Origin of the sequence: Streptomyces agglomeratus (genome assembly GCF_001746415.1) — a bacterium.
GTDB lineage: Bacteria > Actinomycetota > Actinomycetes > Streptomycetales > Streptomycetaceae > Streptomyces > Streptomyces agglomeratus.
In genome coordinates this window covers 818619-838205 of record NZ_MEHJ01000001.1, presented here as the reverse complement: position 1 = coordinate 838205, position 19587 = coordinate 818619, and the positions used below count along the sequence as shown (strand labels likewise).

Below are 19587 nucleotides of genomic sequence, written 5' to 3'. Positions count from 1 at the left end.
CGGGCACCCTATGCCGGAGAGACCAGTACCCCAAGGTTCGGGACATGCCCGGAGGCAGCCGACGGGATGTTCGCCGCCAGGCCCCACAGTGGGTGGGCGAACATCCGCTCCCGCATCCTGGAGATCTCATGGCGACCGAATCTACGACGGCGGACCCGGCCGCCCGTACGGCCCGCCCGTCGGCCCTGCGCAGGCTGGGGCACCGCTGGCCGACCTGGGTGGCGCTCGCCCTGGTGGGCGTCACATTCGGCGACGGCGAGCCGCCCCTTGGCTTCCTGGCCGGGCTGCTGGTGTTCATGCCCCTCTGCTACCTGGCATTCGGCGCGTTCCGCGGTGAGTTCGGCGGCGAGTCCGGCCGCCGCGGCCTCCTGGCTCTTCAGCTGGCGGGACTCCTGGGCTTCGCGGGCCTGGCGGCGGTCGCCCTGTCCACCGGCGAGCCGGCCGCCCGCTGGGTGGTGGCGGCCGGATGGCTGGCCCACGCTGTCTGGGACTTCGTGCACCACCGTACGGGCCGGGTCGTCCCCCGGGCCTGGTCGGAGTGGTGCTGCGTCGTCGACCTCCTTGGCGCGGTGGGAATCCTGCTGCCGCTCTGGTGGCGGTGAAGGCCGCCCGTGACCTGTCGGGCAGTCGTCGGCCGGGGGCGGCGGCACGGCCGGACGCTGTTCGACGGCCAGGCCCGAATGCCCGGTGTCCGTCCGGCGAACACGGTGAGATGCCGGCCCCGGCCGCCGACGCGTCCGAGGCCCGACCGGGCAGTTGCTCGTCGGGCCTCACGCGCGTGTCCCGGGGTCAGCCGTAGTGGCGGTAGACCGCCTGGGCAACGCAGGCGGGCTTGTCGGCGCCCTCGACCTCCACCGTGAAGGTCAGCGGCATCTGCACACCGTTGCCCTTCACCTTCTCCACGGAGCCGACCGCACCGTGCAGGCGGACCCTCGCACCGACCGGTACGGGACTGGGGAAACGGACCTTGTCCAAACCGTAGTTGACGCTCATGGAGATGCCCGTGATCTCCAGCAGTTCGTTGAAGAGGGGGATGATCAGGGACAGGGTCAGGTAGCCGTGGGCGATGGGGCCGCCGAAAGGGCCTTCCTTGGCCCTCTCCGGGTCGGTGTGGATCCACTGGTGGTCCCCGGTGGCATCGGCGAAGGTGTTCACCCGGTCCTGGGTGATCTCTCGCCAGTCGGTGCGGCCGAGGTCGGCTCCGCTGAGGGAGATGAGCGCGTCGAGGCCATGGGTGGTGGTGGGCATGGTGGTCCTTTCCGGTGCGGTGAGCTGAGTTCGCAGAGTTCGGGGCCCGGTCACGGTCCGGTGCCGCCCGTGGAAGTGCCGCTGTACGTCGCGCGCACGGCGGGTTTGACGATCTTTCCCGAGGCTGTACGGGGCAGAGAGCCGGTGAAGACCACGGACCTCGGGATCTTGTACTTGGCGAGCCGCCCTCGCAGATGACCGAGGAGGGCGTCGGCGTCGGCACCGGAATGGGGACCGGCACCGGGACCGGAATGGGGACAGGCACCGGCACCGGAATGGGCACCGGCACCGGGACCGGAATGAGGGCCGGTATCGGCGTGGGCGTCCGGTCTCAGGACGACGACCGCGCGTCCGACTTCGCCCCAGACCTCGTCCGGTACCCCGATGACCGCGCATTCCGCCACGGCGGGGTGGCTCAGGATCGCGTCCTCGACCTCGGCCGGATACACGTTCTCCCCACCCGAGACGAACATGTCCTTGACCCTGTCGACGATGTAGCAGTACCCGTCGCCGTCGGTCCGGGCGACATCGCCGGTGCGCAGCCAGCCGCCGTCGGTGAAGGCGGCCGCGGTGTCCTGCGGCCGGTTCCAGTACCCCGTCATGACGTTCGGGCCGCTGACCAGGATCTCCCCGCTCTCCCCGGGAGCGGCCCCGCTGCCGTCCGGCAGCACCACTCTCGTGTCGGTGAAGAAGTGCGGTACGCCCGCCGAACCAGCCTTGGCCGCGGTTTGTTCGCGGTCCAGGTACAGAATTCCGGGGGCGGCTTCGGTCATGCCGTAGCCCTGGCTGAAGGCCAGGTTCCGGGCCAGGTAGGCGGCGATGGTGCGCGCCGGGACGGGTGCGCCGCCGCAGTTGAGGGTGCGCAGGCTGGACAGGTCGGTGTCCGCCCACCGCGGGCGGGAGGTCATGGCGTCGTACATGGTGGGAACGCCGAACATATACGTCACGCGCCGGGTCTCGATGAGGTCCAGTACGCGGTCGGGGTCGAACGCGCCGAGCAGCACGACGTGGCCGCCCTTCAGGAGGGTGGGCAGGCACGTCATGTTGAGCCCGGCGGTGTGGAACAGAGGGGCGACGACCAGGGTGATTTCGTCGCCGGCCTGGTCGGTGTCGACGAGGACGTTGACGCTGTTCCAGATGATGTTGGCGTGGGAGAGGACAGCCCCCTTGGGGCGGCCCGTGGTCCCGGACGTATACATGATCAAGCAGGGGTCGTCCGGGGAGACGGCCTCGTCCAGCGGCTCGCTTCCTCTGCCGGCGAGCAGCTCCTCGTACCCGATGGGCCCGGTTCCGTCGAGAGCGATACGGACGCTCACTCCCGCGGACTCGGCGGCCTCGGCGGCGGCCTCGGCCGTCTCCGGGGCGTGGACGAGCACAGTGCTTCCCGAGTCGGCGAGGTTGAACGCCAGCTCAGGCGCGGCGAGCCGGGTGTTGAGGCAGGTACGAACACCGCCCCGAGCACACTGGCCGCGAACAGTGTTTCCAGGAACGCGGGGTGGTTGGGGCCTAGGTACGACCCGGTCGCCCCGGCGCGTGCCCAGGGCGCGCAGAGCGTGGGCGAGTCGCAGCACCCGCCGGTGCAGATCCCGGTAGGTCCACGTGCGGTCCTCGTGCACAACGGCGATCCGGTCCGGGGTCTTGCGGGCCCGACGCGCCGGCCAGGAGCCGATGCCTTGGTTCAACACGGCGACTCCTTCAGTCCTTGAGCAGGTCGAGCAGGCGGGCGGCGTTCTCCTTGAGGATCTTCGGCCGGACTTCGGGCTTGATGTCCAGCTCGGCGAAGTCCGCCAGCCACCGGTCGGGCGTGATGACGGGGTAGTCGGAACCGAAGAGCACCTTGTCCTTGAGCAGGGTGTTGGCGTACCGCACCAGCTGCGGTGGAAAGTACTTGGGCGACCAGCCGGACAGGTCGATGTACACGTGCGGTTTGTGGGTGGCCACCGAGAGGGCCTCGTCCTGCCAGGGGAAGGACGGGTGGGCCAGGATGACGCGCAACTGCGGGAAGTCCACGGCGACATCGTCGATCAGCATGGGGTTGGAGTACTTCAGCCGGATGCCACCACCACCGGGGACGCCGGCGCCGATGCCGGTCTGCCCTGTGTGGAACAGCGCGGGTACGCCCAGTTCCTCGATGGCCTCGTACAGCGGGTAGGCGAGGGGGTCGTTGGGCGAGAATGCCTGGATGCTGGGGTGGAACTTGAAGCCGCGTACCCCGTGTTCCGCCACGAGGCGGCGGGCTTCGCGCACTCCGGCCCGGCCCTTGTGGGGGTCGACGCTCGCGAAGGGGATGAGCACGTCGTCGTGTGCGGCGCAGCTTTCGGCTATTTCCTCGTTGGCGATCCGCGGGTGGCCGGTGGCGTGCTCGGCGTCCACGGTGAACACGACAGCGGCCATCCGGCGTTCGCGGTAGTACGAGGCCATCTCGTCGACGGTCGGCTGCCGGTGCCCGTGGGCCTTGAAGTAGTGCTCGGAGGCACCGAACAGTTCGGGGCTCAGAGCTCCGTGGCCGTCCTTGGACACCTCCGCATGGGTGTGCACGTCGATGGCGGTCAGTTGCGAGAGGTCGAGCTCGATGTCGCTCATCTCAGGCTCCCGGCGCCTTGGGGGCCGGGATGCCGCACGTCTCGGGCTCGGCCCCGACACCGTCGTACCACTGCTCGCGGATCGCGTCGGCGCTCCAGCCGCCGTCGGCGAGGGCGACCGTCTTCTCCTTGGGATGGGCCCACAGGGCCAGCCGGTCACCGCCGATGCCGATGGCCTGCCCCGTGACGCCTTTGGAGGAGTCGGAGGCGAGGAAGGTGATCAGTCCGGCGACGTCCTCGACCGTGCCCATGCCCTCGTCCTTGCGCAGCCAGTCCGGGAGCGGCTCGCCGGTGCGTTCGGATGCGGCGATGACCGGCGCGAAGGCCGGGACGGTCTTGGTCATCTCGGTTGCCGCGACCGGAACGACGGCGTTGACCGTGATCCGGTCAGTACAATCACCTGATTATGGAATCGAAGGCCCAGGTCGAGATGGTCTCCGTCCAGGCGGGGCGGGTGTCACTGTCGGATCGGCGGACCCGACGCACATGGTCGGTGGACCTTGAGCCCTACGCGCTGTCCGCGTTCCCGGTCACCCAGGGTCTGTACGCGCAGTTGACCGGCCGGCGCCCGAGCACCGCACAGGGGGACCGGCTGCCCGTCGAGGGCGTCTCCTGGTGGGACGCCGTCCGGTTCTGCAACGCCTTGTCCCAGCAGAGCGGTTGCACGCCCGCCTACCGCCTGCACCCCGATGGAGAAGGCATCGAGTGGGACGCCGACGCCGACGGGTACCGGCTGCCGACCGAAGCCGAATGGGAACACGCCTGCCGTGCCGGTACCGACGGACCGCGTTACGGAACGCTCGACGAGATCGCCTGGTACCGCGGCAACTCGGACGAGCGCATCCACGACGTGGGCGGCAAGCGGCCCAACGCCTGGGGCTTTCACGACATGCTCGGCAACGTCTGGGACTGGTGCTGGGACATCTACGACGCCGAGGTCTACGGCACGTACCGGGTGCTGCGTGGTGGTGGCTGGTTCGACGAACAGTGGAGCTGCCGGGCCTCCGCGCGGCGACGCAGTCACCCGACCTTCCAGGTCGACGACGTAGGCTTCCGCGTCGCCCGATCCGTCTTCGGCTGACCGTCAGCCCGTACGACAGCCGCGTACCGCGCGTCACATGACCCGCTCGGCGCAGGACGGACAGGCCCTGCGCCGAGCACAAGTGGCGCCGGCTTCCGCCGGACCTGCCCGGTCTCCGGCTGGTTGACCGCCTGGGGTCGCTCCGCCTCGCCTGTGACGCAGGCCGATCAGCGGGCGGCGGCGAGGACGCGGTCAGCCATGGCCCGCTCACCGGCCGCGTTAGGGTGGAAGGGGGCGGCGGCGCTGGTGACGAGGGGTTCCATCCAGCGGGTTCCGACCGGCTTGCAGATGTCGTGGCCGATGGACTTGGTGTACGTGTCGACGTACTGGGCGCCGTGAGCGGCGGCCTGAGCGGCGATCATGGTGTTGAGACGCTTGTGGGTGTCCCTCAGCCAGGGGGCGTCACCCTTGGCAATCGAAACGACTGACGGGCAGTTGCTTCCGTCGTCGGGCAGGATCGCGGGGTAACCGGTGACCAGGATCCTGGCCTGCGGGGCGCGCTGGCGGATGCCGTCGACGGCGGCGGCGATCTTGGGTGCCGTGGCGTTGATGGTGGCGGTGAGGCGGTCGGTGCCGGTCCAGGTGTAGCTGCTCTTGCAGGGCGAGCCGGCGGGATTGAACGCCCCCAGGCTCACGCACCGCAGGATGATGTTCGCGAAGCCGATGTCGTTGCCGCCTATGGTGAGGGTGACCAGGTCGGTGTCCGAGCTCAGCGCGTTGAACTGTGGCGGAGCGGAGGCGTTTTGCGCCGACGTCATGTGTACGGTGGTGGCGCCGCCGCACGTGACGTCCTGGTGGCCGGTGGGAGCGAGTGCGGCGTTGACCAGCGCGGGGTAGTTGCGGTTGGAGCGGGTACAGGCCGAGTCGACCTGGTCCGGAACCCCGGCTCCCGAGGCGTAGGAATCGCCCAGAGCGACGTAGCGGTCGATCGCGGTGTCCGCGGCCTGGGCGGGGTTCGCCCCGAGACCTGCCATGGTGGCAAGGGCGGCTGTGGTGGCGGCGAGAAGGGTGCCGGTACGGCGGCCTTTCGAGACTGTTCGCATGACGGTGCCTCTCATGGCGAAGAGAAGAGGGCGCCTTCCGGTCGTCGTGGACGAGCGGAAGGCGCACGGAAACCGGCGGCAGCGTGGTTCGTCCGCCCTGCCGTCGATGGTGCGAGGCACTGCGCGCAGTTACTGGCCGGTTGTACTGGCACGTAATATGTGGCCGGAGTTGACGGATCGTCAAGACATCCGGCGCTGATTGTTCAATGTGCGTCCAAATTCCCGGCTCGGGCCGGGGGGCTCCGCAGCCGCCGGCTTGTGGGCGGCTGCCGGCGCCCGCTCCGTGGCCCTGGTGGGGATGGGTTCAGGCCGGCTTGTCGCTGATGTTGACCAGCCAGGTGATGCCGAAGCTGTCCGTACACATGCCGAAGACGTCGCCCCACATCTGCCTTTCCAGCGGGACCGAGACCGTGCCGTTGCCGGAGAGCTTGTCCCAGTAGCCGCGCAGTTCGTCGGCGTTCTCCCCGCTCACGCTCACCGCGATGTTGTTCCCGGGCTTGTACTCCATCCCCGGCGGGGTGTCGGCCGCCATGAGTGTGAAGCCGCTGTCGGTCTCGAGCATGCTGTGCATGATCTTGTCGGCCGCGTCTCCCGCCTTCTCCTCGCCGAACTCACCGAAGGTGTTCAGTGTCAGGTTGCCGCCGAAGACGCTCCTGTAGAACTCCATGGCTTGCCGGGCGTCGCCGTCGAAGCTGATGTACGGGTTGAGTCGAGAAGGCACGATGCGTTCCTTTCGTGATGAAGTGTCAGTTCGGCAGATTAGGCGATGTACTGCCCAGGACCCGGGCGACGCCCCGGCGGTCTCATCCCGTCCTTGCGGCAGCACGGCAGACGGCCCCGTACTCCGTGCCCCGAAGCTGAGGCGGTGGGCTGCGGAGGCCGGGGAGCCCTGCGGCGCCGTAAGCGTCCGCCGGCCGGATGGGTTGCGAGTCCTTGCACTTCAGGTCACTCGACCCACCCGAGGAAGAGCTGGGGCTCACGCGGGGGAAGAGCTGAGGCTCGTGCGGAGGAAGGGCTGAGGCTCACGCGCCCGGCTTCTCGGCCTCCTGCTTCGCCTTGCGGCTCCGGTAGCTGCGCATGGCGACTTGGGCTCCGCATCGGTTCGGGCTGCAATAGGCGGCGGAGGAGTTGCGCGTACGGTCGTAGAAGCCGAGGTGGCACGGTGGGTTCCGGCATGCCTTGAGCCGCATCCAGTCGCCGCGCAGGGCGACGTCGGCCGCTGCGGCGAGCAGCTGGGCGAGTGCGCCGGGTACGCCGCCCGAAGTCGGCGCGAGGTGGACGCCGGACGCGGTGATGACCGGTGCGAGGGGATACAGCTCCGCACTGCGGCGCAGATGTTCCTCGGCGTCGGCGCGGCTCTGGTCCGCGTCCGGCTCGCCCGCATGGGCCAGCAGGACGCACACCAGGGCGTCCCTCAGCTCACGCGCGGCCGCCGCGTCGGCATCGGTGACCAGCGACGCGGGAGCTGCCAGCTCCTCCCGCCTCAGCCACTCCGTGAGAGCGGCTCCGTCCAGCAGTTCTTCCCGACTGCCGTCGATGGCGCGGGTATTGACGAAGGTGAGTACGCGCTCCGCCGCCGGTGAGGGGCTCAGTGCTGTCCGGCTCGCATCCTTCGTCATGGCTTCACGGTACCAGAGGGGAGAAGTGACAGTTAGGTGCAAAGTCGCTTCGGCCGTAGACGCATGGACGCCTGACGCCTTGTGAGTTATGAGCTAAACGCTTATGGTCCTCACCATGACCGATGACAGAAACACCTCGCACACTGCCCGCGCATGGTTCATCACTGGAGCTTCCCAGGGTCTCGGCCGCGCCCTCGCCGTCGCTGCCCTCGATCGCGGCGACCGCGTCGCGGCCACCGCCCGCCGGGCGGAGGCGGTCGCCGACCTCGTCGACCGCTACCCGGGCAAGGCGATCGCGCTCGAACTCGACGTACGTGAGGAAAGTGCGGCCCACCGCACCGTGGAGCAGGCATGCGCCGCGTTCGGCCGAATCGATGTGGTCGCGAACATCGCCGGCTACGGGCTGTTCGGCGCAGTGGAAGAGGCAACCGACGCACAGGCCAGGGCGATCTTCGACACGAATGTCTTCGGTCCGCTGAACGTGCTGCGCGCGACACTTCCCGTACTGCGGGCACAGCGCTCCGGGCACGTCCTCCAGGGCTCTTCGCTGTACGGGCAGTCGGCCCACCCGGGAGTCGGTCTGCTCGCCGCCAGCAAGTACGCCCTCGAAGGGCTGTCCGACGCCCTGGCCGCCGAGCTCGCCCCCCTGGACATCAAACTCACGCTGATAGAGCCGGGATACATGAGCACGGGATTCCTGTCCCACCTGGTCTTCGCCGAGCCGGCCGCCGACTACGACGCGACCGTACGGGCCGTGCGGAGCGCGCTCGGTGAGCTGGCCCCCGAAGCCTTCATCGAGCCCGCCCGTGCGGCGGCAGCCGTCTTCGCCGCCGTCGACGCCAAGCAGCCTCCCCTGCGTCTGGCCCTGGGGCGCGCCGCGGAGGACGGCCTGCGCGCCGCGCTCACGGCACGCCTTCGCGAACTGGACGCCTGGGCCGACGTCACGCGCGGCGTGGACGCCGCGCCCCGGAGCTGACGACCGGCCGGCTGAGGGTGCCAATGACCCCCGCCGGGCGCCGGGGCGGCCGAAGCGCCGCCCCGGCACGCCCTTCGGGTGTGCGGCGGGCGGTCACGATGCGGCGTCTCCCGGGTGGGTCGTACGGATGCATGGCGGGCCTTCCGTCGTGATCCACGTCTACGCGGAGGTGGTTGCACAACCCGACCGTGACAGCAGCCGCTTGCGCCTTCTGGATTCGTCTCGCAGGCGTCCGATACAGCGCCGCGCCCTACTGTCGTCCGACCGGCGGAGGCCCTCCGTTCGTTCGGCCTTCCACCTGGACAGCGCGGTCCTGCCGCAGCCGCGCCACTGCGACGGTGAGACGCGCGCACGCTGTCCGCCGCTGGTGATCAGCGCGTTCACCGGCGCCAGGGGATCACCCGCCATGGTCTTGGCCAGTAGTACGCCGACCGCCAGCGGCAGCAGGGCCACGGCGAGGGCCGTGCCGGTGGTGGTGACGTGCTGCATGCTCGCGCGTCGCGGTGCGTCAGGAATCATGGTGCTCATTCCAGCAGCGGCGGCGCGGAGGGACATCGGGCGGCGTACTCAGTCCGGGCGTCCCGACGTACTCATGCCGTGGCGGCCCGGCTGAGCATCAACCGTGCCGGCGGAGCGGCGGTCCTCCCCCCGGGGTGGTTCCTACGGTGCTGTCGTGGCCTCGGAACAGTTCTTGATGAGTTCGTAGGAGCGCATACGGTCGCCCAGGTCGTACACGGGTGTGGTCAGCATCAGCTCGTCCGCCCCGGTCTCACCGGCCAGCTGTGCGAGCCGGTGTACGACGGCCTTCGGAGTCCCGACGGCCTGCTGGGCGCGGAAGCCGGCCAGCGCCTGCCGCTCCGTCGCCGTGAAGGGGTGTCCGGCCGCATCGGCGGGTGTGGGGAAGGGCGCGTCACTCACCCCTTTGAGGAGCCCGGCTTTGACGACGTCCATCGGTCCGGCCAGCCACGCGGCTTCTTCTTCCGTCTCGGCGCAGACCGCCTCCACGCACAACATCACCCGGGGCCGCGCGCACCAACGGGACGGGGTGAACGCCGACCGGTAATGGTCGAGGACCGCGAGGGTGTTGTCCGGCCGGATGTGGTGTGCGACGGCGACCGGCAGGCCGAGTGCCGCGGCGAGAGCGGCACCCGCGGTGCTGGAGGCCAGCAGCCACGGTTCCGGCAGGGGGCCGAGTGCGACTTCGTCGACCAGACAGGTCAGGATCGCGGCTACGTCGGCCGCGTACTCCGCGTCCGTCGTCGGTCCGGCTCCGCGGCGAAGTGCTCGTGCCGTGGCCTCGTCAAAGGTGCCGGGACCGCGGCCGATACCCAGGTCGATGCGGTCCTGGTGCAAGGCGGCCAGCGTGCCGAACTGCTCCGCCAGGGTGAGGGGCGCGTGGTTGGGGGCCAGCACTCCGCCCGAACCGAGACGGATGACCGAGGTCGAAGCGGCAGCGTGCGTGGTCAGAACGACGGGTGGGAAGGCGCCGATCGCGGGCGAATGATGATGCTCGGCGTACCAGATCCGGTGGTAACCCAGGCGTTCGAGTCCTTGTGCGAACGCGGCGGTGTCCCGCAGGGTGTCCACGGCCGGGGAGCCCGCCTGGACCACCGCGACTTCCAGCGCTGAAAAAGGTATGTCAACCATGACATCAGCATAATGACGACGTGTTAGGCGACCTCGGGCAAGCCTTCACCGAGCTTCACCGAGCGTCGTGTTCGGGAGGGGGCCGGTGCGGGCACCGGGAACCCGGTGCCCGCACCGGCCCCCGGCCTCAGGCCGCGGCCGGTGTGTAGTGCGAGGCGTCGTCGCCCTCGAGGACGTGGCTCAGCGTGCCGTCGACGCCGGCCGGTACGTCGCCGGCGACGGTCACCCGGTGCAGCAGGCGCGGCAGGTCGCCGTAGTCGTCCGGGGCGTAGTGCTGGGTGACGCGGTTGTCGAACAGGACGACGTCACCGGGCGTCCACGCCACCCGCACGATGTTCTCGGGACGCGTCACGTACGACTGGAACAGGCGCAGCAGATCGCGCGAGTCGGACGGTCCGAGACCGACGATGCTCTGCGCGAAGCCGCCGATGAAGAGCCCCCGCTCACCCGTCTCGGGGTGCACGCGCACGACCGGGTGCACGGTGCGGTACGTGCGTGAGACGAACTGCCTGCGGTGCTCGGCGGCCTTCTCGGTCCTGGGCGCGGCGTAGTCGTAGGCGTTCGTGTGGACCGCCCACAGCTTGTCGGCCAGCTCACGCAGCGGCTCCGGCAGGTCCTGGTACGCCGCGGCCGAGTTGGCGATGAGGGTGTTGCCGCCGTAGGGCGGGACGACGATGCCGCGCAGCGTGGATGCCTTGGGCGGCGTACGGACGAACGTGACGTCGGTGTGCCAGTGGTTGGCGCGGATGCCCTCGTCGCCGTCGACGGGCAGGATGCTGGGCTGCCCGTCGACGGAGGGCACGGTGGGGTGCGCGGTGGTGAGCTCGCCGAAGAGGGAGGCGAAGCGGAGCTGGGCCGCGTCGTCCAGCTGCTGGTCACGGAAGACGAGTGCCTTGTGCTCCAGGAGCGCGGAGTTGATCTCGCCGACGATCGCCGGATCGAGGTCGCCGGAGATGTCGACGCCGAGGATCTCGGCGCCGATCCGTCCGCCGATGCGCCGGATGTCGAAGCTGTTGCCGGTGGTGGCCATGGAGGTGTCCTTTCGGAGATGAGGGGCGGTTCAGTGGTCCTGCGGTACGGGGGCGGCCTGGGCGGCCAGCCGGTTGGCGGGGCGGGGAAGGCCGTAGTGCTCGCGCAGGGTGCGGCCGGTGTACTCCGTACGGAACAGGCCGCGCCGCTGGAGGATGGGCACGACGTGGTCGACGAAGTCCTCAAGTCCACCCGGGAGATGAGGTGCCATGATGTTGAAGCCGTCGGCTGCCCCCTGGGTGAACCACTCCTCCAGCTGGTCGGCGATCTGCTCGGGAGTGCCCGCGACGACACGGTGGCCGCGTCCCCCACCGAGGCGTGCGATGAGTTCGCGCAGCGTCAGACCGTCACGGCGGGCGAGTTCGGCGACGAGCGTGAAACGGCTCTTGTTGCCGTTGATGTCCCGCTCCGCGGGGAGCTCCGGAAGCGGTCCGTCCAGCGGAAGGCCGGTGAGATCGGTACCGAGCATGCCGGACAGCTGGGCGAGTCCGTACTCCGGCACCTGGAGGTCGGTGAGCTCCTGCTCCAGCGCCCGCGCGGCGTGCTCCGTAGATCCGATGACGGGGCAGATGCCGGGAAGGATCCTGAGATCGTCCTCCGTCCGGCCGTAACGCGCCAGGCGGGACTTGAGGTCCTTGTAGAAGGACTGACCGTCGGCCAGGGTCTGCTGGGCGGTGAACACGGCTTCGGCGTACTGGGCGGCGAACTCCTTGCCGTCCTCCGACGAACCGGCCTGCACGAGCAGCGGATAACCCTGAGGACTGCGCGGTACGTTCAGCGGCCCCTGCACGCCGAAGTGCTCGCCGCGGTGGCCGATCTCGCGGACCTTGTCGGTATCGGCGTACACACCGCCCTCACGGTCGAGCACGATCGCGTCGTCCTCCCAGCTGTCCCAGAGCCGGGTGGCGACCTCGACGAACTCCCGTGCCCGCTCGTACCGCAGGCCGTGTTCCATGTGCTCGTCCTGCCCGAAGTTCCGGGCCTCGTTCACCGTGCCGGAGGTGACGATGTTCCAGCCGGCCCTGCCGCCGCTGATGTGGTCCAGGGACGCGAACTTGCGGGCGGTGTGGAAGGGCTCGTTGAACGTGGTGGAGACGGTGGCGATCAGACCGATGTGCTCAGTGACCGACGCCAGGGCGGACAGCAGGGTGAGCGGTTCGAACCCTCCGAGGGCGTTGTGGCGGACCTTGCCCCACAGGGCGAGGCCGTCGGCGAAGAATATGGAGTCGAGCCTGCCCCGCTCGGCGGTCCGCGCGAGTTCCTGGAAGTAGCGCAGGTCGGTGACGCGTTCGGGCTGCGTACGGGGGTGACGCCAGGCGGCGTCGTGGTGGCCGGCGTTCATCAGGAACGCGTTGAGGTGAAGCCGGCGAGGGCTGGTCGCGGACATGAGAGTTCCTCACAGCAGGGCGAGCAGGGCGAGCGGGGAATCGAGGGAGCGGGGAGCCGAGGGATCGGGGAATCGAGAAGAGGGGGGAGCCGAGAGAGGGGGAAGTTGGGTCGGAGGGCGCGGTCAGCCGGCGGCCGGGACGCGCCAGGAGCTGAGTCGTCGTTCCACGGCCACCAGGAACTGGTTGAAGACCACCCCGATGGCGGAGATCGTGATGATGCCCGCGTACATCTGCGGGATCGCGAAGTTGTACTGGGAGGCGTTGATGAGATAGCCCAGCCCCGCCTTGGCGCCGATCATCTCGGCCGCGACGAGCACCAGGATGGAGACCGCTCCGGCCAGCCGGATGCCGGTGAACATCACCGGCACCGACGCTGGCAGGATCACCTTCTGGAACAGCCGGGGCGCGGACAGATCCATCGACCTGGCCAGACGCAGCAGAGTCGGGTCGACATTGCGTACGGCGCTGATGGTGTTGAGCAGGATCGGCCAGGTGCACGCGTACACCACGATGGAGATCTTCGACGTCTCACCGATGCCCAGCAGCAGCACGAACACCGGGAGCAGCGCCAGCGCGGCGGTGTTGCGGAAGACCTCGAGCAGCGGGCCGAGGAGATCGGCGACGGGCCGGTACCAGCCGATCAGCAGACCGAGCGGCACGGCGCCGGCCACCGCGAGTGCGAACCCGCTGAACGAGCGCGTAAGACTGGCGCGGGCGTTCTCGGCGAGCTGACCGTCGACCGCCAGTCCCCACCAGGCGGCGGCGACCTCGCTGAACGGCGGCAGGAACGTCCGGTCGACCAGGCCCAGCCTCGGCGCGGTCTCCCACAGGAGCAGCAGGGCGGCTATGGCAACGGACTTGGTCGCTCCCTTCAGCAGCAGGTACGACAGCCGGCGCAGCCTCCCGCGCAACCGGCCCACCGATGCGGTCAGCACGCCGGCACGCGGCGGGGGTGCCGGCGAAGGCACGACGTCAGCGGGCGTGTTCCGCGGGGGTGACGCTGCGGTGACGCGCGGCGCGGGGTTCTTTTCCGCGCTCTCGATGCCGGTGCTGGTCACGGCGCTCATACGGCGACCTCGTCCCTCTCCAGTTGCTGGGCCCTGGCCACCTCGTCGTGCAGCAGCGACCAGATCTCGTGCCGGTAGCGTGCGAACCCGGGGCTGAACCTCAGGTCGTCCGCCGAGGTGCGGGAGCCGAGGGAGATCGGCACCACCTGCTTGATCCGGCCGGGGCGGGATGTCATGACCGCGACCCGCTGGCCGAGATAGACCGCTTCCTCGATCCCGTGGGTGATGAAGACGACCGTCTTCTTCGTGCGCTGCCAGATGCGCAGCAGCTCGTCCTGCAAGGACTCCCTGGTCTGGGCGTCCAGGGCCGCGAACGGCTCGTCCATCAACAGCACCTCGGGGTCGTACGCGAGGCTGCGGGCGATCGCCACCCGCTGACGCATCCCGCCCGACAGCTCGTGCGGATGGCGGTCCTCGAACCCCGAGAGCCCCACCAGGTCGAGATACTCCCGGGCCCGCTCCGCGCGTTCACGACGCGGTACGCCGGTCGCCTCCAATCCGAACTCGACGTTGCCACGTGCCGTGCGCCAGGGCAGCAGGGCGTACTGCTGGAACACGATGCCGCGGTCCAGGCCGGGTCCCGTCACGGGTACGCCGTCCAGCAGGATGCGCCCGCGGGTCGGCCGCGTGAGCCCGCCGAGCAGATCCAGCAGCGTCGACTTGCCGCAGCCGCTGGGCCCGACGACGACGAGGAACTCCCCGGGCGCGACCTCCAGGTCGATGCCGTCGAGGGCCGTGAGCCCGGCAGCCGGCGGTCCGACCCCCGCCCTCTTCCCCCTGCCCTTGACGGTGAAGTCCTTCCTGACCCGATCGAACACGATCTTCGGTGTGGTGCGTTCCGGCATGGGATCAGCTCCCGCTCTTGGCGTTGAACTCATTGGTGTAGAGGCCGGACAGCGTGACCTGGCCCTTCGCTATGTCACCGCGCTCGGCCAGCCAGTCGATCCACAGCTGGAGCTCCTTGCCGGTGATCCGCCCTGCCGTCTCCGCGACGCCGTACGACTTCCAGTAGCGCAGGGCCGCGGTGTCCTCGTTGCGCCCGCGCTTCTTGACGATGGCGGTCATGCGGTCGACGACCTCGTCGCGCGGCGTGGTCTTCGACCACTCGATGGCCCGCCCCACGCCTGTGACGAAGGTCCGCGCGGTGCCGGGGTTCTGTTCGAGGAAGCGGTCCGTCATGACGTACGTTCCGGCGCTGAAGGCACCGAGGAGCTGGTGGTCGGTGAACAGGGGGCGGATCCCGCCGCTCGCCAGGGCCTTGTCACGCAGAATGCCGCTGAGTACGGCGACTTCGATCTGCTTCTGGCGCAGCGACTGCTCGGTGTTCACGGGCGGCACCACCAGCGGTTCGACCTTGTCGGCCTGGGCCCGGGACAGGCCGGCGCGCTGGAGGTAGATGTCGAGCATCGCCTCGGAGTGGGCTCCCAGGGTGTTCATTCCGACCTTCGCGCCGATCAGGTCGCGGGCCGAGCGGATGGGGCTGTCGTCGAGTACGTAGTAGCCGCTGTACGAGTCCTTGTCGGAGCCGTAGTAGCTGATGACGGCCTTGACGGGAGCCTTGTTGGCGGCCAGCTTGACCACGGCGCCGTTGAACGCGCCGCCGAAGTCGGTCTGGCCGGTCGCCGCGGTCTGGATGTCCTGCGGTCCGCTGGTCGTGTTGCCGACCCACTTCAGTTTCACGTCGTCCAGGTAGCCGAGATCCTCGGCGAGCTCGGGCAGGGTGACCTGGCCGGCCCAGCCCTGGTAGCGGAGCGTCTTGGTCTGTCCCTTGCCCGGGGACCCGGCGTTCGCAGTCGTGCCGCAGCTGACCGCCAGCGCCGAGACACCGAGCAGAGTGAGGAACTGTCGTCGGGACGATGCGGTCGGTGCAGTCATGGGAATGTCCTGTTCGGGGCTTGGATCGGTTTCCGGGAAGGCGGGCTCGGTGCGGAGCGACGCCGTTGGGGGAGGGGCTACGAGGCGGCCGTGGCGAGCGGCGCACGGGCCGCGAGAGCGTCGGTGAACCCGTCCACTGCCTGGAGCAGGCGGATCTCCGTCTCGGGTTCGAGCCGGACCGCCCCCTGGCCCAGGCGCTCGACCGCACTGTCCAGCAGGAAGCAGCCCGGCACGATGTGCCGGGCGCCGAGTGCGGAGAGCACGGGGCGCAGGGCGTAGTCGAGGGTCAGTACGTGGGCGAGGCTGCCGCCGGTGGCCAGCGGCAGCACCGTCTTCCCGGCCAGCCCGGACTGCGGCAGCAGATCGAGGAACGCTTTGAGCAGTCCCGTGTACGAGGCTTTGTAGACCGGGGTGGCGACGACGAGCCCGTCAGCGGCGGCCACCTCGTCCAATGCTCCGCGCAGCGCCGGACCGGTGACCCGGCCGGCCAGGAGATCGGCCGCCGGCAGGTCCCGTACGGCGAGATGACTTGTGCGGTAGCCGGCGTGCGAGAGATGCCGTACGACCCGGTCCACCACGAGGGCGGTTCTGGAATCGGCGGACGGGCTTCCTGATATGGCGAGAAGGGACGTCAAGACAGACTCCTTGGCATGATGAACACCCGGCCGGAAATGGCGGATCGATGAATGCGGAAAGGCGCGGAGAACCGAGGGGAGAGGGGAATGGATCCACCGGTCGGCAACCACCGGGGGAGCACGCCGAGCACACACGTCTGCAATGGCCGCAATGGCCGCAATGGCCCGCGACGCCCGCCGGGAGAGATGTGCCGGCACGTGTGGAAGAAGCGCCCGCGTCAGAGGCGCGAGACGTCTACGAACCGTGAACAGAAGTCAGGAGAGAGCGCCTGGCGACGGGTCTAGCGACCGGTGGCACAGATGGCGCTGGCGTGACGTCGCAGATCGACGTGCAAGCGCGCGGAGAGGTTCTCGGACTGGTTCACATGCAAGAGGCTGGCAGCGAAAATCGGCCACGTCAACGTCTCTTCCGGATGCGTCTCACATTCCGAATTACCTGTCACACCGGGGAAACGCGCCGTTCATCAAGAGGGCGACCGACCGCGTGCCGGCGAGGCCGCGGCGGCAGCGGACCCCCGGGCGCATGAGTCGCCGGGGTCCGCTGCCGTCGTCAGCCTCGCGGTCGTGGCTTCAGCGCAGGCGGCCTGTCGTCAGCACCAGACGACCCGGTCGCGCACACCGGCGGGGAAGTGCGAGCTGTAGGCCCACCCCCGCTGGCCGGTGGACGTCACGCTGACGCTGTACCACAGGTTGCCGAAATCGTTGCTCAGCTTGCAGAAGACATGAGTGTCCCGGTTCGCCGGCACTGAAGGCCCGTCCTTCCGGCATTCCTGATAAGGGCCGGTCCGGACGGGTGTGCTGTCCATGGTGTACGTCAAGTACCCGTAGCCACGGCTCGGCCTTTCACACACGACGGCGGATTCCGGTACCGAGGACTCGGCCGCGAAGGCCGGGGCGACGCTCGTCGGTATGGCGGTCAGGCCGAGTGCGCTCACCGCGATCGCGATTTTCTTGAGCATGGTCGTCTCCTGTCGTCTGCTGTTCGGATTGATGGGGGTGATGGGGTGACGGGGGTGATGGGCGCGGGGTAATGGGGCGGCGTTCTCGGCGCCCTCGAAATCCCCGGGCGCGGTCCAGCGGTCCAACGGAACAGGCGGGTATATCCCGGCCAGTGGTCACATCCGCTTGTCCGAGCGGGCAACACAGAGCTTGACGATGTCGATGGGGCTGGGCAATCACCAGCCGCTGTCCCGGACAGACCCCAGGCTGTCCGACCTGGTCAGCGCCCTGTCGGGGGAGCTGTCCGGGCCGCGACCCGCGCCGCCACCATCACCCGGCACAGAGCCCACGCCGGCCGAGTTCCGCACCGTGCGGCGGGAGGCGCTGCACTGGTCGAACACTCCTGCTGGACGCCGCCGAAGGCCCGCCGAGGGGAAGAGGCTCCAGGTGACAAGTACCGCCGTACGAACGCGTATCCGAGTGGCTGACTTCCTCGTGCAGACTGTGGGCATGGAGTTCTTCTGCTATCACCGCGACCGGTCCGGCTCCTTGGCGCTGCGCCACGAGCTACTGGAAGGGCACTGGTCCTACATGGACCAGTACGTGAAAGAGTTGATCGCCCGCGGCCCGACCCTCACCAGCGACGGTGAAGCGCCCACCGGCAGCGTGCACATCATCGACTTGCCGGATCCTGACGCCGCTCGCCGGTTCGCCTTCGACGAGCCCGGCTACCAGGCCGGCGTGTACCGGGACGTGTTGCTGCGCCGGTGGCGCAACGTGCTGGGGCGAACCATGTGGGACTTTCCCGGTGGCCGAACCGATGGCAACCGCTACCTGGTGCTCGGTCTGGGCTCGGGGCAGGCCGCCGACCTCGCCGTGCCGCAGAACGGGGACGAGCTGATCGCGTACGGGCCGCTGCTGTCCGACGACGGCACCACCTGGCTGGGTACGGCGGTGCTTGTCCGGGCCCCGGACCCGGAAACGGCACGCGCCGTCCTCACGGCGGACCGGTATGCCGAGATCGAGGTCCACAGATGGCAGTTCGGCGGCCGGCCGTCATGACCGAGGACATGCCGCACTGACCCGGCCGGGCACACCTGTTCCCTGACAAGGTGCTCGGCCCGAGGATGACAGCGTTGGAGGAGCTCCATGCCCGCCTACCGATCCCGTCCGCGCAAGTGATCCAATAGTGCAGGGGGGTGTGACTCCCTTGTGGGTGCGCAGCGGGGTGTACGCGCGCGCCGGGTTCCGAGGGGACAGGTGAGGGGATGTCGGCTGGTGGCGACAGGCGGGCACTGCGGCCCTGCCGGTGGTGCGGGCGGCCTTTCATGCCGACCGGCAGACGGTGGTCGCGGCAGTACTGCCGGCGGGCACACCTGTGGAGGCGCCGCCTGTCCGACCTCGCCGAACTGATCTCGAGCGGCGCCTGAAGGTGTCGCATGCGCGACGCACCCGCCGCCAGGAGATGCCATCTGCGCCTGGCGCTGCGACGCACAGTTCCACGAGTACCAGTTGATCATCCACGCGGCGGCACCTCAGGCTTCAGCGAAGCTGCCTTCCGCGCAACGTGCAGACCCGTCCCTGGACGTACCCGTCGTCGTCGGCTATCGAAGAACGGCGGTGTTGCACGCTCCGTGATCAGGCGGAGATGCCGGGCTCGCGCCAAGTGCTCGGGCTGCCTTTCTCCAGGCAGCGGTCACGGCCTGATGCGCCCTTTCCGTTGCTGCCGGAATGTCGTGGGGCAGATCCACCGGGAGTCCCATGTGCACGTGCAGGCGAGGACGGCGCAACGGTGCGCTGAGCACGCCGGCGATCTGCTTCGTTCGGCCACCGGAAGTGATGCGCCGGGCACCCGCGTGGCCCAGCGGAACGATCGGCGAGCCGGACGCACGAGCGAGGCGGGCCAGGCCCGTGCGGAACGACTCCGGTGCGGCCGTACCCGCGTCCCGTCGGCTGGGCAGACGGCCCTCACCGTAGATCAACACGTGACGGCCCTCGGCCAGGGCCGCGAGTGCGTGATCGAGCGCCCGGGCCGCATGCTCGCTCCTCCGGTGCACCGGAATATGACCGCCCCGCTCGAGCGCGAACCCCAGGAGAGGGATACGCCAAAGCCCAGCGGCGGCCATGACGACGGGCTGGATGCCCATCCGGTGCAGAGCGGCCAGAGTGACAGCCGGGTCGGCAAGCGAGTCGTGGTTGGGAGCGATGATGCTGCCGGTGGCAAGGCGGCCCGGGAGGTCTGAGGTGATCGTCAGGTTCCCGAAGGCGGGTACGAGCATCGCGGCGGTACGGCTGAGCACGGGTGCCTCTCTGACTGGTGTAGGTGATTCACATCCTTGCTGTGCCGCGGACGCCGAGGCTTGAGTACGCATACTCATTCGGCCTGTGCTGAAGCGGCATGTCCCGGGGGGCCGATGCGAGGTCGTATGCCTGGGCTGTGGCGATCGCGAAGCGGGCG

The 19587-nt window shown here is 69.3% G+C and carries 21 protein-coding genes and 1 pseudogene; 4 read left to right on the top strand and 18 right to left on the bottom strand.

Features of this window, described 5'->3' with window-relative positions; translation table 11 throughout:
- Window positions 1-128: 128 nt before the first annotated feature.
- The gene (locus AS594_RS03340; protein ID WP_069925573.1) at window positions 129-602 is read left to right on the top strand and encodes a hypothetical protein; all 474 of its coding nucleotides are present in this window, start codon (window positions 129-131) and stop codon (window positions 600-602) included.
- Window positions 603-789: 187 nt separating this feature from the next.
- On the opposite strand, the gene AS594_RS03335 is transcribed toward AS594_RS03340, so the two are convergent.
- From AS594_RS03335 to AS594_RS03320, 4 genes and pseudogenes are all read right to left on the bottom strand, one after another.
- On the bottom strand, window positions 790-1248 hold the full coding sequence (locus AS594_RS03335; protein WP_069925572.1) for a MaoC family dehydratase: 459 nt from the start codon (window positions 1246-1248) through the stop codon (window positions 790-792).
- Window positions 1249-1298: 50 nt separating this feature from the next.
- Window positions 1299-2933 (bottom strand): acyl-CoA synthetase, encoded by a 1635-nt coding sequence (locus AS594_RS03330; RefSeq protein ID WP_240508920.1) that lies wholly within the window; start codon window positions 2931-2933, stop codon window positions 1299-1301.
- A 10-nt stretch (window positions 2934-2943) separates the two neighbouring features.
- Window positions 2944-3831, bottom strand: a complete 888-nt coding sequence (locus AS594_RS03325) for an amidohydrolase family protein (RefSeq protein ID WP_069925571.1) — start codon at window positions 3829-3831, stop codon at window positions 2944-2946.
- Between the two features lies 1 nt (window position 3832).
- Window positions 3833-4213, bottom strand: a pseudogene (locus tag AS594_RS03320) (SDR family oxidoreductase); the annotation flags it as partial.
- 23 nt (window positions 4214-4236) lie between these two features.
- Here AS594_RS03320 and AS594_RS03315 point away from each other — a divergent pair.
- Complete coding sequence (locus tag AS594_RS03315) at window positions 4237-4911, top strand: formylglycine-generating enzyme family protein (RefSeq protein ID WP_069925570.1); 675 nt, start codon at window positions 4237-4239, stop codon at window positions 4909-4911.
- 167 nt (window positions 4912-5078) lie between these two features.
- On the opposite strand, the gene AS594_RS03310 is transcribed toward AS594_RS03315, so the two are convergent.
- The 3 genes from AS594_RS03310 to AS594_RS03300 all read right to left on the bottom strand — a co-directional run bounded on the left by AS594_RS03310 (window position 5079) and on the right by AS594_RS03300 (window position 7573).
- Window positions 5079-5954 (bottom strand): SGNH/GDSL hydrolase family protein, encoded by an 876-nt coding sequence (locus AS594_RS03310; protein WP_069925569.1) that lies wholly within the window; start codon window positions 5952-5954, stop codon window positions 5079-5081.
- Between the two features lie 304 nt (window positions 5955-6258).
- Window positions 6259-6675 (bottom strand): VOC family protein, encoded by a 417-nt coding sequence (locus tag AS594_RS03305; RefSeq protein WP_069925568.1) that lies wholly within the window; start codon window positions 6673-6675, stop codon window positions 6259-6261.
- Window positions 6676-6976: 301 nt separating this feature from the next.
- Window positions 6977-7573, bottom strand: a complete 597-nt coding sequence (locus AS594_RS03300) for a CGNR zinc finger domain-containing protein (RefSeq protein ID WP_069925567.1) — start codon at window positions 7571-7573, stop codon at window positions 6977-6979.
- A gap of 115 nt (window positions 7574-7688) precedes the next feature.
- Between AS594_RS03300 and AS594_RS03295 the strand changes: the two genes are divergently transcribed.
- Window positions 7689-8549 (top strand): SDR family NAD(P)-dependent oxidoreductase, encoded by an 861-nt coding sequence (locus AS594_RS03295; RefSeq protein ID WP_069930243.1) that lies wholly within the window; start codon window positions 7689-7691, stop codon window positions 8547-8549.
- A gap of 159 nt (window positions 8550-8708) precedes the next feature.
- Here the strand turns inward: AS594_RS03295 and AS594_RS47520 are convergent, their stop codons facing one another.
- From AS594_RS47520 to AS594_RS03250, 10 genes are all read right to left on the bottom strand, one after another.
- The gene (locus AS594_RS47520) at window positions 8709-9068 is read right to left on the bottom strand and encodes a hypothetical protein (protein WP_079148307.1); all 360 of its coding nucleotides are present in this window, start codon (window positions 9066-9068) and stop codon (window positions 8709-8711) included.
- A gap of 141 nt (window positions 9069-9209) precedes the next feature.
- Window positions 9210-10196 carry an LLM class flavin-dependent oxidoreductase gene (locus AS594_RS03285; RefSeq protein WP_069925565.1) on the bottom strand — a complete coding sequence of 329 codons (987 nt, stop codon included), beginning with the start codon at window positions 10194-10196 and terminating at the stop codon, window positions 9210-9212.
- A 127-nt stretch (window positions 10197-10323) separates the two neighbouring features.
- Window positions 10324-11226: a TauD/TfdA dioxygenase family protein gene (locus tag AS594_RS03280; protein ID WP_069925564.1), complete on the bottom strand. Its 903-nt coding sequence runs from the start codon at window positions 11224-11226 to the stop codon at window positions 10324-10326.
- A 30-nt stretch (window positions 11227-11256) separates the two neighbouring features.
- Window positions 11257-12612: an LLM class flavin-dependent oxidoreductase gene (locus AS594_RS03275; RefSeq protein ID WP_069925563.1), complete on the bottom strand. Its 1356-nt coding sequence runs from the start codon at window positions 12610-12612 to the stop codon at window positions 11257-11259.
- Between the two features lie 123 nt (window positions 12613-12735).
- Window positions 12736-13680: an ABC transporter permease gene (locus AS594_RS03270; protein ID WP_107357989.1), complete on the bottom strand. Its 945-nt coding sequence runs from the start codon at window positions 13678-13680 to the stop codon at window positions 12736-12738.
- Window positions 13677-14525 carry an ABC transporter ATP-binding protein gene (locus tag AS594_RS03265; RefSeq protein ID WP_069925562.1) on the bottom strand — a complete coding sequence of 283 codons (849 nt, stop codon included), beginning with the start codon at window positions 14523-14525 and terminating at the stop codon, window positions 13677-13679. Before AS594_RS03265 ends, AS594_RS03270 begins: the two co-directional genes overlap by 4 nt.
- Window positions 14526-14529: 4 nt before the next feature.
- A complete protein-coding gene (locus tag AS594_RS03260) occupies window positions 14530-15555 on the bottom strand; it encodes an ABC transporter substrate-binding protein (protein WP_069925561.1) in 1026 nt (341 codons plus the stop codon).
- A gap of 77 nt (window positions 15556-15632) precedes the next feature.
- Window positions 15633-16190, bottom strand: a complete 558-nt coding sequence (gene ssuE, locus AS594_RS03255) for an NADPH-dependent FMN reductase (RefSeq protein WP_069925560.1) — start codon at window positions 16188-16190, stop codon at window positions 15633-15635.
- A 281-nt stretch (window positions 16191-16471) separates the two neighbouring features.
- Window positions 16472-16555, bottom strand: coding sequence for a putative leader peptide (locus AS594_RS47870; protein WP_369524658.1), 84 nt, complete (start codon window positions 16553-16555; stop codon window positions 16472-16474).
- Window positions 16556-16780: 225 nt separating this feature from the next.
- A complete protein-coding gene (locus AS594_RS03250) occupies window positions 16781-17149 on the bottom strand; it encodes a hypothetical protein (RefSeq protein WP_069925559.1) in 369 nt (122 codons plus the stop codon).
- Window positions 17150-17639: 490 nt separating this feature from the next.
- On the opposite strand from AS594_RS03250, the gene AS594_RS03245 reads away from it, so the two are divergent.
- Window positions 17640-18191 (top strand): YciI family protein, encoded by a 552-nt coding sequence (locus tag AS594_RS03245; RefSeq protein ID WP_069930241.1) that lies wholly within the window; start codon window positions 17640-17642, stop codon window positions 18189-18191.
- Between the two features lie 542 nt (window positions 18192-18733).
- Here AS594_RS03245 and AS594_RS40805 read toward each other — a convergent pair.
- The gene (locus AS594_RS40805; protein WP_079148308.1) at window positions 18734-19429 is read right to left on the bottom strand and encodes a lysophospholipid acyltransferase family protein; all 696 of its coding nucleotides are present in this window, start codon (window positions 19427-19429) and stop codon (window positions 18734-18736) included.
- Window positions 19430-19587: the final 158 nt, after the last annotated feature.

What these genes read in the sequence shown, in the direction of transcription:
- AS594_RS03310 (WP_069925569.1), bottom strand. Translation starts at nt 5,954, where the DNA reads ATGCGAACAGTCTCGAAAGGCCGCCGTACCGGCACCCTTCTCGCCGCC.
- AS594_RS47520 (WP_079148307.1), bottom strand. Translation starts at nt 9,068, where the DNA reads ATGATTCCTGACGCACCGCGACGCGCGAGCATGCAGCACGTCACCACC.
- AS594_RS03280 (WP_069925564.1), bottom strand. Translation starts at nt 11,226, where the DNA reads ATGGCCACCACCGGCAACAGCTTCGACATCCGGCGCATCGGCGGACGG.
- AS594_RS03335 (WP_069925572.1), bottom strand. Translation starts at nt 1,248, where the DNA reads ATGCCCACCACCACCCATGGCCTCGACGCGCTCATCTCCCTCAGCGGA.
- AS594_RS03275 (WP_069925563.1), bottom strand. Translation starts at nt 12,612, where the DNA reads ATGTCCGCGACCAGCCCTCGCCGGCTTCACCTCAACGCGTTCCTGATG.
- AS594_RS03265 (WP_069925562.1), bottom strand. Translation starts at nt 14,525, where the DNA reads ATGCCGGAACGCACCACACCGAAGATCGTGTTCGATCGGGTCAGGAAG.
- AS594_RS03260 (WP_069925561.1), bottom strand. Translation starts at nt 15,555, where the DNA reads ATGACTGCACCGACCGCATCGTCCCGACGACAGTTCCTCACTCTGCTC.
- AS594_RS03325 (WP_069925571.1), bottom strand. Translation starts at nt 3,831, where the DNA reads ATGAGCGACATCGAGCTCGACCTCTCGCAACTGACCGCCATCGACGTG.
- AS594_RS03250 (WP_069925559.1), bottom strand. Translation starts at nt 17,149, where the DNA reads ATGCTCAAGAAAATCGCGATCGCGGTGAGCGCACTCGGCCTGACCGCC.
- AS594_RS03295 (WP_069930243.1), top strand. Translation starts at nt 7,689, where the DNA reads ATGACCGATGACAGAAACACCTCGCACACTGCCCGCGCATGGTTCATC.
- AS594_RS03300 (WP_069925567.1), bottom strand. Translation starts at nt 7,573, where the DNA reads ATGACGAAGGATGCGAGCCGGACAGCACTGAGCCCCTCACCGGCGGCG.
- AS594_RS03285 (WP_069925565.1), bottom strand. Translation starts at nt 10,196, where the DNA reads ATGGTTGACATACCTTTTTCAGCGCTGGAAGTCGCGGTGGTCCAGGCG.
- AS594_RS03245 (WP_069930241.1), top strand. Translation starts at nt 17,640, where the DNA reads ATGGAGTTCTTCTGCTATCACCGCGACCGGTCCGGCTCCTTGGCGCTG.
- AS594_RS03315 (WP_069925570.1), top strand. Translation starts at nt 4,237, where the DNA reads ATGGAATCGAAGGCCCAGGTCGAGATGGTCTCCGTCCAGGCGGGGCGG.
- AS594_RS03270 (WP_107357989.1), bottom strand. Translation starts at nt 13,680, where the DNA reads ATGAGCGCCGTGACCAGCACCGGCATCGAGAGCGCGGAAAAGAACCCC.
- AS594_RS03340 (WP_069925573.1), top strand. Translation starts at nt 129, where the DNA reads ATGGCGACCGAATCTACGACGGCGGACCCGGCCGCCCGTACGGCCCGC.